Source organism: Paenibacillus sp. FSL H7-0331, assembly GCF_001956045.1.
Window position 1 is genome coordinate 135,472 of the sequence record NZ_MRTH01000013.1, and the last position, 13,664, is coordinate 149,135.

Here is a 13,664-nt window from a genome sequence, read left to right on the forward strand (position 1 = left end):
GGATCAGAGATGCTCCAATATATTTTAAGAAGAATCATCTTAGTCATACCCGTAGTGATTTTCATTTCTATTATCGTGTTCTACATCATACAGCTTCCAGCTGGTGATTATGTATCTAATTATGCCGCCAAAATGGCTGTAGCTGGCGATGTAATGACACAGCAGGATATGGATGAAATGAGAGTAAGTCTGAAGCTGGATCAGCCCTGGTATATACAGTATCTTGTCTGGATGAAAAACATTATCCTGCATTTCGACTTTGGTTATTCCTTTAGCTATAACAAACCGGTTATGGCGGTTATCCAGCAATACATGGCGCTTACGATCATCGTTTCTCTGGTGACCATGGCGTTCACGTACGCAGTAGCGATTCCAATCGGCATTTATTGTGCAGTGAGGCAATATTCGATAGGTGATTATTTATATTCAGCTATAGGTTTTCTCGGTATGGCAACTCCCCATTTCCTGTTAGCGATCATCCTTATGTATCTGTCTTACGTGTATTTTGGAGATCCGCTGCTGGGACTTTTTTCAAGCGATTATGTGAATGCCGGGTGGTCCATGGGTAAGGTTCTTGACTTGCTGAAGCATATGATTATTCCTGTTATTGTTATTGGTTTGGCTAATACCGCCGAGCTGATTCGTGTCATGAGAGGTCAAATGCTGGATGAGCTGAATAAGCCGAATGTAGTGACTGCCAGATCCAAAGGTTTATCGGAAACCAAAATCCTGCTTAAATACCCGACGCGTGCCGCGATGAATCCTATCGTCAGTACGATTGGCTGGTCACTCACTTCGATTTTCACAGGCTCCACCATAACGGCTATTGTACTGAACTTACCGATTCAGGGTCCTGTCATGTATAACGCTTTATTAGGTCAGGATATGTATTTGGCGGGAACCTGGCTATTGTTTATGGCCGTACTGACGGTCATTGGGACCTTGATTTCCGATATTTTATTGGCTTGGCTGGATCCAAAAATTCGCACAGAGTTCAGAGGTATGTAATATGAAAACAATCCCGATATTTGGAAGACAGAAAATAACGCCGATCAAACCCGCCATCGCTAATGACGTCTACTACAGCTCACAATGGCGACTTATGTATCTAAGGCTCAAGAAGCATAAGTTAGCTCGAATCAGTTTGTTTATCTTATCGATGTTGTATTTGGCCGCCATCTTCGCCCAGTTCATAGCGCCGTACGGCTTGCAGAGCTATGACAGCAAATATGTGAATGCACCTCCTGTCAAAGTGAGCTTCATAGATGCAGATGGCAAGTTTCAATTTCGACCCTTCGTCAGCGAGTTAAAGTCAGCGAGGGACCCGGTTACACTGCGTAAAATGTTTGTGCAGGATGACAAGGTGCGACATGCAGTCCGGTTTTTTGTACAGGGTGAAACTTATCAATTTCTGGGTCTGTTCTCAACGAATATTCACTTGTTTGGCGTAGATGAGCCCGGACGTTTATTTCTATTTGGTACAGATGGGATGGGGCGCGATCTGTTGTCGCGTATCGTTCTGGGGAGTCAAATTTCATTAAGTATCCCTCTTATTGGAGTAGCGATTAGTTTTGTGCTCGGATTGCTAATCGGCGGGGTGTCGGGATATTTCGGTGGCTGGATTGATTCAGTCATTCAACGGGTTATCGAAATTATTCGCTCCTTTCCAACCTTACCACTATGGATGGCCCTATCGGCGGCAATTCCGCCACGCATACCGGTCGTCACGATGTATATCTATATCGTTATCATCTTCGCTTTTATCGGTTGGACGGAGCTGGCAAGGGTTGCCAGAGGCAAGTTCATATCCTTGAAAAATGAAGAGTATGTATTAGCAGCCAAAATAGCTGGCGTCAGTGATGCCAAAATCATTCTTAAGCATCTGTTGCCTGGTTTTATCAGTTATTTGGTGGTCGCAACGACCTTGGCCATACCGAGCATGATCCTGGGTGAGACCGCAATGAGCTTTCTTGGACTTGGTATCCGGTCACCCGCAACGAGCTGGGGAGTACTGCTTCAGGAAGCGCAGCAGATTGAAAATATTGCTTTATATCCGTGGAAGTTAATACCTTTGGGCTTTGTTATCATCACCGTTTTAACCTTTAATTTTTTGGGTGACGGATTACGTGATGCGGCGGACCCTTATAAGAGATAAGCGTGAAAAGCTCGAACCAGTTACCTATTTCAGTATAGTGAGGGGATATTATGGCATCACAGGCTTCTCAAGCTTCAATAGCTCCACAGGCTGAATCTAAACAACCCCTTCTCTCCGTTCAAGACCTCAAAATCCGCATTCAAATGGATAACGGGGAAATGAAAGCCGTAGATGGAGTCGACTTCGAAATAAAAAAAGGAAAAACGCTCGGTCTTGTGGGCGAATCCGGCTGTGGCAAAAGCTTGACCAGTAGAGCCATCATCAGCATCAATCCGAAAGAGTGTGAAACCACAGGCCAGATTGTGTATCACTCTACTTCTGAGAAGACGTTAAACAATTTGAATCTGTTATCGTTAGACCCGCGTGGCAAACAGATCCGTTCCATTCGCGGCAGAAAAATTGCAATGATTTTCCAAGAGCCGATGACAGCATTCTCGCCAATGTACACGATTGGCAATCAGATCATGGAATCGATATTGATCCACCGCACAAAGAATAAAAAAGAAGCCAAGAAAATAGCACTCGAAATGTTAAGTAAAGTTGGGATTTCAGATCAGGAAAAGCGATTCGATCAATATCCGCATGAATTTTCTGGCGGCATGCGCCAGCGGGCCATGATCTCGATGGCCTTGTCCTGTAATCCGGAACTGCTTATCGCGGATGAACCGACAACCGCATTGGATGTTACGATTCAAGCGCAGGTGCTGGAGCTTATGAAAGGACTACAGAAGGAATTTGGGATGGCGATTTTGCTGGTGACCCATGATCTGGGCATTATTGCAGAAATGTGCGACGAGGTAGCGGTCATGTATTTGGGAAAAATCGTGGAGCAATCGACGGTCGATGAAATATTTTACAATCCGAAGCACCCTTATACAAAGGGCCTGCTCAAATCGATGCCCAAATTAGGCACAGACCGCAATAAACGGCTAGATTCAATCGAAGGCACGGTTCCGATGGCTATTAATTTGCCCCCTATGTGCGGTTTTTACGATCGCTGCACGGACCGAATTGAAGGCGTATGCAATGTGCAGGCGGTACCCAAAACCCAGCTATCCGACAATCATATGGTTAGATGCTTTCTGTACAAGGACAAGAATGAAGGAGAATAAATATGTCTAAACGTATCTTGGATGTAAATAATCTAAATAAGGATTTTCAAGTGAAATCCAAAACCAAGTTATTTAGTAAACCTTCTTACATTCGTGTGTTAAACAATGTTTCTTTTGAGCTGATGGAGGGAGAAACCTTAAGTATTGTGGGTGAATCCGGCTGTGGTAAAACGACCTTGGGCCGATGCATCGTAAGAGGAATGAATGCAAGCTCAGGCGAGGTGCTTTATCATACTGAGGGCGGAGAGCAGGTTAATTTTTTAGGGCTGCAGGGTAAGGAGTTCAAGAAGTACCGAAAAGATATTCAAATGATTTTTCAAGACCCGTACTCCTCACTCAGTCCAAGAATGAGTGTGTATGATATTATTTCCGAGCCGTTGATTGCCAATTTCAAGCTGAGCAAAGCCGAGGTTGATGAGAAAGTCACGGAAATCGCACAAAAGACCGGGTTAAATGTCAGCTACCTCAAGCGTTATCCGCATGCGTTTTCCGGTGGGCAAAGACAGCGTATTGCGATTGCCAGAGCACTTGTTTCCAAGCCCAGACTCATTGTTTGCGATGAGGCGGTATCGGCTTTGGACGTTTCGATCAAAGCTCAAATTATTAATCTATTGAAGGACCTTCAGCAGCAGCTGCAGATCACATATATTTTTATCTCACACGATTTGTCTATCGTTCAAAACATATCTGACAGGGTAGCTGTGATGCATTTGGGTAAAATCGTGGAATTAGCGCCAGTAGATTCATTATTTGACCATCCCAAGCATCCTTATACCGAGGCACTTCTATCGGCAGTGCCCGAGCCAGATCCACATTTGAAAAAAGATCGCATTATTCTCGAAGGCGAAGTTCCGAATCCAGCCAATCCTCCAAGCGGATGTCACTTTCATCCAAGGTGTGCTTATAAGACCGACAAGTGTATGCAGCAAGAGCCGGAGCTGCAGCTAGTCGGTGACCATCATTATGCTGCATGTCACTATGCTAACGAATTTACATTAAGGGGCGTAAACCATGAGTCACAAGACAAGTAATATTTCTGAGCACAAGAAATTAATTGTATTTCTGGATTGCGGAGATACCATCATTGATGAAGGCACCGAAATTCGGGACGATCACGATATCGTCATCCAGGCCAATGTCATTCCCGGAGCGGATGTGATGGTCAAGACGTTGGCCGAACGTGGCTATACACTTGCTATCGTAGCTGACGGTTACGCACAATCCTTCAAAAATATATTGACGGACAATGGATTATACGACTATTTTGCCACAATGGTATATTCGGAAACGGTTAAAGCGTACAAACCAAGCTCTCGGATGTTTAAAGCCGCGATCGGAGCCTTGGATCTTACTGAGCAGGACTGCTCACGCATTGTCATGGTAGGTAACAATCTGAGCCGCGATATTAAGGGTGCCAATGAAATGGGCATTACGAGCATTTTTCTGAGCTGGACACCGAGATACCCCAAATTACATACGGATGAGAGCGAGATTCCCGATTATACGATCAGTGATCCGCTGGAATTGATTGATCTAGTGGAAAAGCTTAATCAACAATTAGGCTGAATTGATTTCTGAGGAGATGTTGATCAGATATGGCCAAAATTGATGATGTTGCAAGATTAGCGAAGGTGTCCAAGGGGACGGTATCGAATGTTTTTAGCCAAAAAAGACCTACAAGCAAGGAAGTCACAGAGCGGGTCATGAGTGTTTCCAGAAAATTAAATTACGTGCCTAATCATATTGCGCGCAGCTTGGTTACCAAAAAAACAATGGCTATCGGATTGACGATACCGCATGGCAGCTTCTTTTTCAACGCCTTTCATACGCAGTTCATCAACGCGGTAATATTGGAAGCATCCTATTATGGATATAGAGTGCTGCTGGATATGATCCCTTTGCAGAAGGTGAAGACGCCCTTTTTGTCGAGCTATCCGATTGATGGCGCTGTGGTTATGAGTCCTACAACAGATGATGAGCGGATTGATCTGATGCATCTCGGTCAAATTCCCTTTGTTACTGTCGGGAAAGTGATGAATGCCAATATTGATCATGCTGCAAGTGTAGATAACGATAATATGAAAATTATTACTAGCATATGCAATTATTTAATAGACAAGGGTCATCGCAATCTGATGTTTTTGAATGCAAACGAGCTGATGACCGTATCGATTGTAAGAACAGCGGGATTTATCCAGGCCATGCATGATCACCAGATCGAAGTGGAACCGCACATGATTCACCATAAGCCAGCGATATTGTCCAATGAATACATGGATTATGGATACGCCGAGACGATTCGTGTATTGGGAAAGCTCAAGAAACAAGTAACGGCCATTATTGCCGATGATGACCGAACGGCGTTTAGCGTGCTGAATGCTATCAAGGATCTGGGTTTAAGGGTACCTGAGGATATTTCTCTATTCGTCATATGCGGAGATCTTTCGATGATGGTGCAATCCAACCCTTCCTTGTCGAGTATGGATTTGCAGCCATCGGAGCTTGGGATTCAATCGGTCAGACTATTAATGCACAAATTGGACGTGTTAAAAGGCGATTTTCCGGAAAATAAAATTATCGACAGCAAAATTATCGAAAGAGACTCTTGTTCAACGATTTGAACCCCTTAGGAGGATAATATGAACGATAAAATGTGGAATGTCGGTATTATTGGGCTTGGAAGCATTGGTGACTATCATATGAACAATCTCTCCAAAATCCCTGATACCAGAGTTGCAGCTATTTGTGATGTGAATGTACAGGCTGTAGAACAAGTCGGCAGCCGATTGGGACTGTCTGCAGGCAAAAAATACATTCAGTACGAGGATATCATTGCGGATCCGGAAATTGATTTTGTTATATCCGGGGTATCCAATAAATTCCATTATGATATTCTAAAATGTGCCATTGCCTATAACAAACCGATATTTTCAGAAAAGCCCTTCACACGAACGATGGAAGAAGCAGATGAGCTATTGGAATTGTATGAGCACAATCCGATTCCTTGCATGGTTGGGTTTTCGTACCGATACAGACCCTGCTTCCAATACGTTAAGCAGCTGGTCGAGCAAGGTGCATTAGGTCGGATTCGGCATATTGCCGCCCACTACCTGCAAGAGGAAAATGCACCTATGTTTAACAAGGAATATACATGGCGGTTTAATCAAGCGATGGCCGGGTCGGGTATATTGGCGGATATTGGCTCTCATATGGTGGATGCGGCGCGTTTTTTTGTCGGGGAATTTACACAGGTGTCCGGGCTGATGAGCACATTTATTGACCAACGGATAGATATGCGTACAGGGCAGCCAACTGCAGTCGACGTGGATGATTTTACAGGCTTCCAGGGTGTGCTTGAAGGTGGAGTCATGGGCACATTTTATACACATAAAAATGCTCTTGGAACCGGTAACCAATTTAATGTGACCTTGTTTGGCGATCTGGGCACGGTCAGAATCTCAGTCGAACAGCCTAACGAGGTTCATTTGACGGTTAGAGAAGGCGAAAGCCTGGAGCTGATAGAAAAAAAGATTTACTTAAATGAGAAGCTAATGAAACCGATGCTTCAGGATTTTGTGGATTATCTGGATCAGGCGAATTCTCCTTTATTCCCGACATTCATGGATGGATACCGTAATCAGCAAGTGCTGCAAGCGATCATAGATTCAGCTAAAGATGGAGTAACCAGAAGCCTAAATCGACCATAACCGAATGAAAAGGAGGCAATTCGATGATTAAAGTAACGATATGGAATGAATTTCTCCAGGAGCAGCGTAAGCCGGAGGTTGCTCACATCTATCCCAAAGGCATGCATGGAGCTATTGCCGATGGGATCAAGCAGGATGGGTTTGAGCTTTCCTATGCAACCTTTGATGAGCCTGAGCATGGACTTACCCAGGATAAGCTCGATAATACGGATGTACTGATCTATTGGGGTCATGTGGATCATAAAGGCTTTCAGGATCAAGTTGTTGATCGTATTTGCGCTCGTGTTCATAAGGGTATGGGGCTGATAGTATTGCATTCAGGGCATCATTCCAAGCTATTCCGCAAGCTCATGGGCACATCCTGCGACCTCTTATGGAGAGAAGCCGATGAGAAGGAGCGGCTATGGGTCGTTGATCCGTCTCACCCTATTGTAGAAGGTATTGGCCCTTATATCGATTTGGACGAGGAGGAAATGTACGGAGAACATTTTGACATCCCTGTACCTGATGAACTCATTTTTGTAAGCTGGTTTGCCGGAGGAGAAGTGTTCCGCAGCGGCTGCACCTACCGACGTGGTCAAGGCAGAATCTTTTATTTCCGTCCGGGTCATGAGACGTATCCGACTTATCACAACAAGGGCGTTCATCGTGTAATCGCTAATGCTGTAAAATGGACGGCGCCCATTCAAAGAGAGCAGACGTTCTACGGACATCATGAGCCGCTAGAGGAGATTAGGAAATAATTGCAATCCTATTGTATTTATAGCTAAGATGAGACAAAAGCGAGCTTCTATCACCATTTATGGGTGAGGGAAGCTTTTTCTATGCAGGTCTGAATGTCACCGTTATGAATGGGCACGCTAAGTATATCATTTTAACTCCGGCTGCAACCTTTTGAACAAGAGTCCCGTCTGTAGGTATAACTTCGAAGTTGAACTTATACTCTTACATCAAGGAAGGATGAATATAATGAAAAAGATCGTAACTTTGGTTTCCACAGCCGCATTGTTGTGTACGGTATCGGCAGGCTCGGTGTTTGCTTTCTCGGACTTGAATGCAGCAGAGAAGGAGCCGATTATGATGCTTAAGGATAAAGGACTCGTAACGGGTGTGGACAGTGAGCATTTTGCACCGCGGAGTACGATGAGCTATGCACAGAGTATCAGCCTGATCGTAAAGGCACTCGATATTAATTTGAACGCAGTTTCTTTTGTGAAGCAGCCGCAGGCCAGCGACTTCTTTACGAACATTCCGAATGATGCCTGGTATGCGGAAGCTTTTATTAATGCCAAGATCAATGGGTTGGATATTCCCAACGATGTTGATCCCAATGCAGCCATCACCCGTGAAAAATACGCGAATCTGCTCGTTACCGCTCTGGAATTAAAGGGTACCTTCCCGATGGTCAAGATGATGGTTCTGTTTGATGATAATGATCAAATTGACCCTAAATACCAAGGAACATTGCAGCGCCTGTACTTGTATCGTATCGCCAAGGCGGATGAAAGCCGGATGGCTTATCCGAAGCGCGAAATGACGCGTGGTGAAGCGGCGGTATGGGTGGGCAACACGGTGAAATTTTTGGAAAGCCAGCCTGATTACATGCAGCCAGTTAAGCCAGCACCCGAGCAACAGGACGATGTTAAAGTGACGGTGGAGCAAGTTAATGCGGATGTCAGCAAAGTCACATTAACCCGCAGCTTGCCAAGTCCTGGGTATGGCTTCACAATTAGCGGCATTCGTTTCCAACCTGATGGTACGGCAGTCATCCAGTATCAGGTAAGTGATCCTAAGCCAGGCATGATGTATCCTCAGGTCATTACTGAGGGCAAAGCCGAAACATATATTTCGTCCAAATATAAACCGGTCACTGAACGGGAAGCAGCACCAACAATCGCAATAGATCCTCCTGCACCTGCAGCCGTGAATCCGAACCCAAGTTAATAATAAGGATATCCTTAAAACTCCAGCTTCACTATTATAGTGAGCCTGGAGTTTTTTTGAGTTAGCTGTGTATTACAAAATATGGTATTCGATTGCAGCCTCTATATGGTATTATTTTTACGACAAGCAGGCTACCCGAATTGAACTGATACACATGATCAACATGATCACTGGAGGCAGATATGTATAAGATTATCGTAGCGGATGATGAAGCAACGGTTCGGGAAGGCATCCGAGATCATTTAAACTGGCATGAGCTTGGTTTTGAAGTGGTGGGCGATTTTGAAAATGGCCGTGAGGTCATTCAAGCGATGGAGCTGCTTCAACCGGATGTGGTTTTAACCGATATCAATATGCCATTTGTAGATGGATTGGAATTGTCGCGCTTTTTGTTTGACCATTATCCTCGCACGAAAGTTATCATTCTTACCGGGTACGACGAATTTGAATACGCCCAGCAAGCGTTAAAGCTGAAGGTGCATGATTATATTTTAAAGCCGAACACAGCAGCGGAAATTCGCCAAATTCTGATTCGGCTCAAAGCGGAAATGGATGAAGAGGGACGCAAGACGGACGATTTGACCAAACTGAAGGAGAGACTGCGAGAAAGTCTGCCACTTGCGCGTGAACGCTTTCTGAATCAGCTGACTTCTGGGATCGTGCGGGAGGGTGAGCTTAAGGATAAGCTTGCTTATCTGGAGCTTCCTATAGAGGGCATGCATCATCTGGTTGCGGTTATTGATGTAGATGATCATGGCGAGCTTGAGAGATTTTATCCAGAGACGGAGAGCGAATTGCTTTATTTTGCCGTATTCAATATTAGTGAAGAAATCATGGCGAAGCATAACGCAGGAATTGTATTTCAGAATAACAACGAAAAAACCATCGTGATCTTATCAGGTGATGATGCTGAGCTGCTTTATGATAGCGCTTTACATGTGCTTGAGGAAATAAATGCAGCTGTTCAAAGCTTTTTGAAATTTACAATTTCAATTGGTGTAGGCGATGTATGTACAGGCTTGAATCAACTTCATCTTTCGCACAAAAGAGCGGCCTCGGCACTCGACTACCGGTTTTTGTTAGGCAAAAATCGTGTGATCAGCATTAATGATATTGAGGGGCGTGCGCACACGCGTGTACCTTATAACAAGGTGTGGGAGCGGAAGCTTGTATCGGGAATCAAATCGGGGACAATGGAAGAGATGGAGCCTAATATTAGTCAACTGATGCACAATTTCAAGAAAACCTATCTGCCGCTGGATCGCTGCTATATTCATATTCAACAGGTCATGATATCGATTATGGATACCTTGGATGAGTTGGGTATTCATGACGATTCCCTATACAGGACCGACAGCAATCCGCTGACCGACATTTATCATTTGAAAACGTTGGATGAGGTAGAGGTGTGGTTAACTGCGTATTGCCAGAGGGTATCCCTGATTATTTCCGAGAAACGCGATCATTTTGTCCGGGTCCAGATGATGAAGGCGGAGGCTTATATCCATGAACATTATGCTGATGAGCTCATATCGCTCGACGCAGTATGTAAGCATGTATCAATGAGCAAAAGCTATTTCAGTCTTCTGTTCAAAAGCTACCAAAGTGAAACCTTCATCGGTTATTTAACCAAGCTCAGAGTCGAAAAAGCTAAAGAAATGCTGAAGCATTCCGATCTGAAGACTTATGAAATTGCTGATCGTGTCGGGTATGCGGACCCGCAATATTTTAGCTTGATATTTAAAAAAACGACAGGGATGACCACGACGGAATACCGTAACAAAATTTGAAGAGAAGGGACCCAGGAGAATGAAGATCAGGCTGCTTGGTTTTGGTTTTTTTCATTATAAAAGCATTCAATCGACCATGGCGGTTGCCTTTTCCTGTCTGATTTTGTTTACGACGCTTTGTATTGCTTATACCACCTATACGTTATCCACGAATGCCGCTGAGCAAAGCTCCCGCGAACACACCGCTCAATTAATTGAGCAGGTGAACACCAACATCGAAACCTATATCAATTACATGGAAAATATATCGCAAATGGTGCTTTCCAACTCGGATATTCGCCAATATTTAATGAATACAACGATGTCCAGCACGAATGATAATCTCATTTTGGAGCAACGGATCAGCTCTCAGCTTAGCTCGGTACTGAACACCCGCAAGGATATTTCTTCGATACTTATTTTCGATCATAATGGAGGAATCGTACCGTATAACCATATGAAGCTCAATCCTTTTGCAGATCCTGCACAGCAGAGCTGGTATACGAAGGCCATCGAGGGGAACGGCAATGTTGTCATCTCGGCCCCTCATGTACAAAATATTATTCAGGAATATAATTGGGTCGTTTCGTTAAGCAGACAGCTTCGTGATGCGGATGGGAATAAGCTGGGCGTATTGTTAGTGGACTTAAATTACAGTGTCATTAATGATTTATGCAATAAAATAGAGCTCGGCAAAAAGGGTTACATCTTTATTCTCGATCAAGAGGGGAATATCGTGTATCACCCCCAGCAGCAGCTGATTTACAGCAAACTTAAAGAGGAAAAGATTGAACAAGTGATGGCCTCGACGACGAGCAGCTTTACCACCTCTGAAGGAAAAGACAGCCGTATGTATACGATCAATCAGTCCAAGAAGGGCTGGAAAATCGTTGGTGTCACTTATGTGGATGAATTGGTTTCGAACAAGCAAGAAATCCAGACTTATATATTGATGTGGGGAATCGGGCTGATTGCTATAGCGATCTTGATCTCCATTTTTCTGTCCTCACGGATTTCCAGACCGATTAAGCACCTGGAGGCTTCAATGAAGGAAGTCGAGAAGGGGAACTTTGATATTCAGGTAGCGATTGAAAACCGTAATGAAATAGGACAGCTGAGCAAGCGGTTCAATCGGATGACCACGGAGATCAAAGAGCTGATGGTTCAAAATGTCACGGAGCAGGAGCTCAAACGGAAAAGTGAATTGAAAGCGCTTCAAGCTCAAATTAATCCGCATTTTTTATATAACACTTTGGACTCGATCATTTGGATGGCAGAAGGCAAGAAGTCGGAGGAAGTGGTATTGATGGTGTCGGCTTTAGCCAAGCTATTCCGTTTGAGCATTAGCAAAGGGCAAGAGTTGATTACGATCGCTAACGAAATTGAGCATATCAAAAGCTATTTAACGATTCAAAAAATACGTTACAAAGACAAGCTGGATTTTCAGATTGCTGTAGACCCGCAGATAGTATCGAACAAGGTGCTCAAAATCATTTTACAGCCTTTGGTAGAAAATTCGATTTATCATGGGATTAAAAATCAGGCGGGCTCTGGCACGATTCTGATCACTGGAGAAATCATCGCGCATCGCATCCGTCTTCAGGTTATTGACCAAGGTATAGGCATGTCGCCGGAAACGATTCAACGCATGTTTGAAAAAAATGAAAATTCCGGTGGTGGTGGCGGGATCGGAGTCAGCAATGTTAATCAAAGGATTCAGCTCTATTATGGAACTGAATATGGGATTACCTTTGAAAGCGAGTTGGGGCAAGGCACGACGGCCAATATTTGGCTGCCGATACTGGAGTGAGGGCTGGGTGGATAACTTGAAGATGAAGCTTGGTTCGATACGATGGCTCCCTCTCCTTCTTGCTGGTATCTTTATTTGTACCGTGCTCGTTTTAATTAAAGTCAATATGGCGAGGTCTGGAGGCAACCAGCCCCACATTCTCGTGATGATGAAAGCGATCGATCCCAAGATTGAATTTTGGAATACCGTAGGAGCAGGAATTGAAGCGGCGAGAAAAGAATTTGATGTGCAGGTTGAAGTACAGGGACCTGATAATGAATTTGATGTCGAGGGTCAAATTCACAAGCTGAAAGAAGCATTGAAATCGAAGCCTGATGCGGTTGTACTTGTTGCCTCCGACTATGAAGCTTTAGTACCGTGGGCTGAGAAAATTCGCAAGCAAGGCATTCCGCTAATCATGATGGATTCAGGTATTAACAGTACGGCTGCTAACAGCTTTATTGCAACAGATAATATAGCGGCAGGCCGTAAAATGGGTAAGGTACTGTCGAAGCTGGTGGATCCGTCCAAGCAAATCGCGATTGTTAGCCATGTGCAGGGTACGTCGACTGCCATTCAAAGAGAACAGGGCGCGAGAAGTGGACTTTCCGAAGCTTTACAAAAATCCGTTGTAGGCACCTACTTTAGCAATGGATCGGAGGATAGGGCTTATGAGATTACCAAAGAGCTGCTAAACGCTCGTGATGATATCGGGGGAATTGCCGGATTGAATGAAATTACTACGGTTGGCGCGGCTCGGGCTATTAAGGAATTAGGCTTGAAGGAGCAGGTTAAGCTTGTCGGATTTGACAGCTCAACGAATGAGATCAAATGGATTGAAGAAGGTGTGATACAGGCTGTTGTGATTCAGAAGCCTTTTAACATGGGTTATTTGGGAGTTAAGACCGCCTATGAAGCTTTACAAGGAAAAAAGGTCGCCCCCATCATAGATACAGGCTCTGAGGTCATTAATAAGCAAAATATTTATACGATTGAAAATCAAAAGCTGTTGTTTCCTTTTTTAAGCCCGTAGTTAGAAGTGCGGTGAATAAGACTCGCTGCGCGGCCAAATATCCTTCCGATCGCTGTTGTTTCCGTATTTTTGATTTTATAAGAGATTTAGCGGTAAAAGCACGGAAACAAAGGCGAGCGCTGACGCTTCTCCAGGATTATTTGGCCGCTCCGCTC

The 13,664-nt window shown here is 44.3% G+C and carries 12 protein-coding genes; all 12 read left to right on the plus strand.

Going from position 1 to position 13,664, the window contains the following annotated elements:
- The first annotated feature begins 9 nt into the window (after positions 1–9).
- The 12 genes from BK127_RS20370 to BK127_RS20425 all read left to right on the plus strand — a co-directional run bounded on the left by BK127_RS20370 (position 10) and on the right by BK127_RS20425 (position 13,509).
- A complete protein-coding gene (locus BK127_RS20370; RefSeq protein ID WP_076233351.1) occupies positions 10–1,008 on the plus strand; it encodes an ABC transporter permease in 999 nt (332 codons plus the stop codon).
- 1 nt (position 1,009) lies between these two features.
- Entirely contained in the window at positions 1,010–2,155 is a 1,146-nt protein-coding gene (locus BK127_RS20375; RefSeq protein ID WP_083689434.1) for an ABC transporter permease, read from the plus strand.
- Positions 2,156–2,205: 50 nt separating this feature from the next.
- On the plus strand, positions 2,206–3,267 hold the full coding sequence (locus BK127_RS20380; protein WP_076233352.1) for an ABC transporter ATP-binding protein: 1,062 nt from the start codon (positions 2,206–2,208) through the stop codon (positions 3,265–3,267).
- Between the two features lie 2 nt (positions 3,268–3,269).
- Positions 3,270–4,298: an ABC transporter ATP-binding protein gene (locus BK127_RS20385; protein ID WP_076233353.1), complete on the plus strand. Its 1,029-nt coding sequence runs from the start codon at positions 3,270–3,272 to the stop codon at positions 4,296–4,298.
- Positions 4,279–4,833, plus strand: coding sequence for an HAD family hydrolase (locus BK127_RS20390; protein ID WP_076233354.1), 555 nt, complete (start codon positions 4,279–4,281; stop codon positions 4,831–4,833). The genes BK127_RS20385 and BK127_RS20390 overlap by 20 nt, the downstream gene beginning before the upstream one ends.
- Before the next feature lie 29 nt (positions 4,834–4,862).
- Complete coding sequence (locus tag BK127_RS20395) at positions 4,863–5,888, plus strand: LacI family DNA-binding transcriptional regulator (protein ID WP_076233355.1); 1,026 nt, start codon at positions 4,863–4,865, stop codon at positions 5,886–5,888.
- Between the two features lie 18 nt (positions 5,889–5,906).
- Positions 5,907–6,974 (plus strand): Gfo/Idh/MocA family protein, encoded by a 1,068-nt coding sequence (locus BK127_RS20400; protein WP_076233356.1) that lies wholly within the window; start codon positions 5,907–5,909, stop codon positions 6,972–6,974.
- A gap of 23 nt (positions 6,975–6,997) precedes the next feature.
- The gene (locus BK127_RS20405) at positions 6,998–7,717 is read left to right on the plus strand and encodes a ThuA domain-containing protein (RefSeq protein ID WP_076233357.1); all 720 of its coding nucleotides are present in this window, start codon (positions 6,998–7,000) and stop codon (positions 7,715–7,717) included.
- Positions 7,718–7,943: 226 nt separating this feature from the next.
- Positions 7,944–8,918 carry an S-layer homology domain-containing protein gene (locus BK127_RS20410; protein WP_256711383.1) on the plus strand — a complete coding sequence of 325 codons (975 nt, stop codon included), beginning with the start codon at positions 7,944–7,946 and terminating at the stop codon, positions 8,916–8,918.
- A 182-nt stretch (positions 8,919–9,100) separates the two neighbouring features.
- Positions 9,101–10,708 carry a response regulator transcription factor gene (locus BK127_RS20415; RefSeq protein ID WP_076233359.1) on the plus strand — a complete coding sequence of 536 codons (1,608 nt, stop codon included), beginning with the start codon at positions 9,101–9,103 and terminating at the stop codon, positions 10,706–10,708.
- 19 nt (positions 10,709–10,727) lie between these two features.
- Complete coding sequence (locus tag BK127_RS20420; RefSeq protein ID WP_076233360.1) at positions 10,728–12,497, plus strand: sensor histidine kinase; 1,770 nt, start codon at positions 10,728–10,730, stop codon at positions 12,495–12,497.
- 7 nt (positions 12,498–12,504) lie between these two features.
- The gene (locus BK127_RS20425; RefSeq protein ID WP_256711384.1) at positions 12,505–13,509 is read left to right on the plus strand and encodes a substrate-binding domain-containing protein; all 1,005 of its coding nucleotides are present in this window, start codon (positions 12,505–12,507) and stop codon (positions 13,507–13,509) included.
- Positions 13,510–13,664: the final 155 nt, after the last annotated feature.

What these genes read in the sequence shown, in the direction of transcription:
- BK127_RS20370 (WP_076233351.1), top strand. Translation starts at nt 10, where the DNA reads ATGCTCCAATATATTTTAAGAAGAATCATCTTAGTCATACCCGTAGTG.
- BK127_RS20375 (WP_083689434.1), top strand. Translation starts at nt 1,010, where the DNA reads ATGAAAACAATCCCGATATTTGGAAGACAGAAAATAACGCCGATCAAA.
- BK127_RS20380 (WP_076233352.1), top strand. Translation starts at nt 2,206, where the DNA reads ATGGCATCACAGGCTTCTCAAGCTTCAATAGCTCCACAGGCTGAATCT.
- BK127_RS20385 (WP_076233353.1), top strand. Translation starts at nt 3,270, where the DNA reads ATGTCTAAACGTATCTTGGATGTAAATAATCTAAATAAGGATTTTCAA.
- BK127_RS20390 (WP_076233354.1), top strand. Translation starts at nt 4,279, where the DNA reads ATGAGTCACAAGACAAGTAATATTTCTGAGCACAAGAAATTAATTGTA.
- BK127_RS20395 (WP_076233355.1), top strand. Translation starts at nt 4,863, where the DNA reads ATGGCCAAAATTGATGATGTTGCAAGATTAGCGAAGGTGTCCAAGGGG.
- BK127_RS20400 (WP_076233356.1), top strand. Translation starts at nt 5,907, where the DNA reads ATGAACGATAAAATGTGGAATGTCGGTATTATTGGGCTTGGAAGCATT.
- BK127_RS20405 (WP_076233357.1), top strand. Translation starts at nt 6,998, where the DNA reads ATGATTAAAGTAACGATATGGAATGAATTTCTCCAGGAGCAGCGTAAG.
- BK127_RS20410 (WP_256711383.1), top strand. Translation starts at nt 7,944, where the DNA reads ATGAAAAAGATCGTAACTTTGGTTTCCACAGCCGCATTGTTGTGTACG.
- BK127_RS20415 (WP_076233359.1), top strand. Translation starts at nt 9,101, where the DNA reads ATGTATAAGATTATCGTAGCGGATGATGAAGCAACGGTTCGGGAAGGC.
- BK127_RS20420 (WP_076233360.1), top strand. Translation starts at nt 10,728, where the DNA reads ATGAAGATCAGGCTGCTTGGTTTTGGTTTTTTTCATTATAAAAGCATT.